This is a genomic window from Pseudomonas sp. 67(2021), assembly GCF_017491835.1.
In the GTDB taxonomy this organism is placed as follows: domain Bacteria; phylum Pseudomonadota; class Gammaproteobacteria; order Pseudomonadales; family Pseudomonadaceae; genus Aquipseudomonas; species Aquipseudomonas atacamensis.
The window spans coordinates 1-538 of the sequence record NZ_JAFGYL010000062.1 but is presented as its reverse complement, the minus strand read 5'-3'; the positions used below and the strand labels follow the sequence as shown (position 1 = coordinate 538).

The 538-nt window shown below is 57.2% G+C and carries 2 pseudogenes; one reads left to right on the top strand and one right to left on the bottom strand.

The window, feature by feature from the left end:
- A pseudogene (locus tag J5M66_RS26500) lies at positions 1–365 on the top strand (hypothetical protein); the annotation flags it as partial.
- Between the two features lie 56 nt (positions 366–421).
- Here the strand turns inward: J5M66_RS26500 and J5M66_RS26495 are convergent.
- A pseudogene (locus J5M66_RS26495) lies at positions 422–538 on the bottom strand (LysE family translocator); the annotation flags it as partial.

Here is a 538-nt window from a genome sequence, read left to right as displayed (position 1 = left end):
ATATTCTTGGCGTGCTGCGCGAATACACCAGCAACAAGGCCTCCTTGACCGATCCGAATGTGATCAGGGAAATCCATCGCAAACTTGTACCGGATGCCGTTGGCCGAGTGCGCGATGCGGGGGCCCCGACCAAATATGGAAGCAGCCCGACCGGCTTCGCCTTGCTGGAGCAGCATTTGAAGCATCTGGACGTAAACCATCAGCACTTTGACAAACACCTGCTCGCGGCAGTCGTCGGTTTCCAGGGCTTTGGGGATGGCAACGGTCGCACCGCCAGTGCGTTGTACTCGATCAGCCAACTGCGCAATAACAGATTCACGCCGATGCCGCCTCATGTATTCCGGGAGCTTAACGGCATATTCTGATGACGCTCGATTGAATGGATTCCAACGCGCCCGTACCCCGTTCGCCGAGGTACGGGTCAGGGCAGCAACAGATACACAGCACTCATCACCAGCAATGCCGCCATTACCCGGTTGAACAACCGCATCCCTGTCGGGTTGCCCAGGTACCCACGCAAGAACGTCCCGACATACAC